A 2,039-nucleotide genomic window follows, 5' to 3' on the forward strand; every position below is an offset into this window, starting at 1 on the left:
GTGGGGAGACGTAGCCACCCGGGCATGAGTTCCGGGCCACGGCCGACCCGCCGGGATGGCCCTCATCCCGTCTCCTCGCCGTCGGCGTGGGCGCCCGGTTCGCCCACCCGGATCTGGTCGGTCTCGGAGTCGAACTCGTCCTCGATCTCGCCGACGATCTCCTCGAGCACGTCCTCCAGGGTGATGATCCCGACCGCCTTGTCGTGCTCGTCGACCACCAAGGCCAGGTGCTGGCGGTCGCGGCGCAGCGACTCCAGCAGCTCGTCGAGCACAACGCCGTCGGGGACCCGGCGCAGCGGCCGGGCCAGGTCGCGGAGGCTGGCCTCGCCGTCCCGGCCGGAGGCACCCAGCAGGTCCTTGGCGTGGACGACCCCCAGGGCGGTGTCGAGGCCGCCGTCGGCCTCGCACAGCGGGAACCGGGTGTGGCTGCGGTTGGCCCCGTTGACCTGGTCGATGGCCTCGGCGACGCTCTGGTCGACGGTGAGCAGCTCCACCTGCGGCTCGGGCACCATCGCCTCCCGGGCCCGTCGGTCGCCGAAGGTGAACACATGCTCGGTGACCTCGTGCTCGGCGGGGGCGATCATGCCCTCCTGGCGGCTCTGGCGGACCAGCTGGCGCAGCTCGTCCTCGCTGTGGGGGGCGTGGCCGGCCTCGCTGGCCGGCGGGATGCCGAAGGGCCGCAGGACCAGGTTCCCGAGCCAGTTGAGCAGGTCCACGATCGGCTTGGTGGCGATGTAGAACAGCCGCATCGGGGGGGCGAAGGCCAGCCCGGTCGGGCGGGTGCGGGCGATGGCCAGGCTCTTTGGGGCGAGCTCACCGACGACCACGTGCAGGACCGACACCAGGGCGTAGGCGATCGCGAACGAGATCGCGGCCGAGCCGACGCCCGCGAACCCGCCGAGCGGCTCCAGCACCGGCCCGAGGAGCTTGGCGACGGCGGGCTCGCCGGCCAGGCCGAGGCCGATGCTGCACAGCGTGATGCCGAACTGGCAGGCCGAGAGGTAGGCGTCGATGTGCTCGACGGCGTGGCGCAGGGACCGGGCGCCGCCGACCCCGTCGGCCTCCAGCTCGGCGACCTCGGTGGGGCGGATCCGGGTGATGGAGAACTCGGCCGCCACGAAGAAGAAGTTGCCGGCGATCAGGACGACGATGAGGGCAAGCTGAACGACCATCGGGACCGGGCTACCCGGTGGACGGCCCCGTCACACCGTCGGCCAGGGGGTCGGCCGGCTGCCCGCGCCGCCGCCACGCCTCGGCCAGCTCGGCCTCGCGGCCCTGGTCGGACGGCCGGTAGTAGCCGCCGCGGACGCCCTCCGGTAATACCAGCCGTGCGGCGTCGGCGAAGATCTGCAGTCATCTCCGAAAACAACTGCTGAGCTGTGCCCGAGACGCTAGGCGACGGCCGTCGAGGCAGGCGGGGCCGCCTGGCCAACCGCCAGACCGGGTCGGTCACCGTGGTCGTGCCCGCCGGTCCCTCCAGCGTAGCGCCACCCCAGCCCCCTCAAGCCCGGCCTTACCGCCGCGGCCGCCCCCCAGACCAGTTACACTCGCGGCGCTGCCGGCCGTACTTGACCGGCCTGGGACCCCATCGCTGCGCCTCTTTTGGGGACTAGCAGGCACCCCGCCTGCTCACCGCCCCGGGAGGCAGCGCCGATCGGCGAAGACGGCACAACTGGCCAAGTCCACCGGAGCGAGTGCCTCGCTTCGCTTTGGCTGGCGGATGGTGGTCCGCTAGTTGTCCTCGGCGACCTTGGTGGGCTCGGTCGGCTTCTTAGTTTTGCCATTCTGTGTGGCCTTGGGATCAGCGGTGCCATCGGCAGGCAGTGCCTGGTCCCGCTGCATGCGGGTCCGCTCCAGCAGTCCGCTGATCTCGCCGTGCACCCGACCCAGGTCGTCCAACAGCCCATCGCGGAACGCGCGCACCTGATCGGTCTCCTCCACCACCGCCGCCCGCTCCTGCTCCACCTCGGCGCGGATCTGCTCGGCCACCTCCCGAGCCTGCTCCAGCACCTTCTGCGCCTCGGTGGTGACATCGGCCC

General features: G+C 72.0%; 2 protein-coding genes. Both read right to left on the bottom strand.

All coding sequences use genetic code 11. From position 1 onward, the window contains the following. Positions 1–62 precede the first annotated feature (62 nt). Positions 63–1,172, bottom strand: a complete 1,110-nt coding sequence (locus VF468_26770; GenBank protein ID HEX5881893.1) for a hemolysin family protein — start codon at positions 1,170–1,172, stop codon at positions 63–65. A 559-nt stretch (positions 1,173–1,731) separates the two neighbouring features. Then, on the bottom strand, positions 1,732–2,039 hold a 308-nt coding region (locus VF468_26775), incomplete at its 5' end, for a hypothetical protein (GenBank protein HEX5881894.1).

It is taken from the genome of Actinomycetota bacterium, from assembly GCA_036280995.1.
Classification (GTDB): Bacteria; Actinomycetota; CALGFH01; order CALGFH01; family CALGFH01; genus CALGFH01.

Excerpts from the sequence above, each read along its gene's own strand:
- VF468_26770 (HEX5881893.1), bottom strand. The coding sequence starts at position 1,172 with ATGGTCGTTCAGCTTGCCCTCATCGTCGTCCTGATCGCCGGCAACTTC.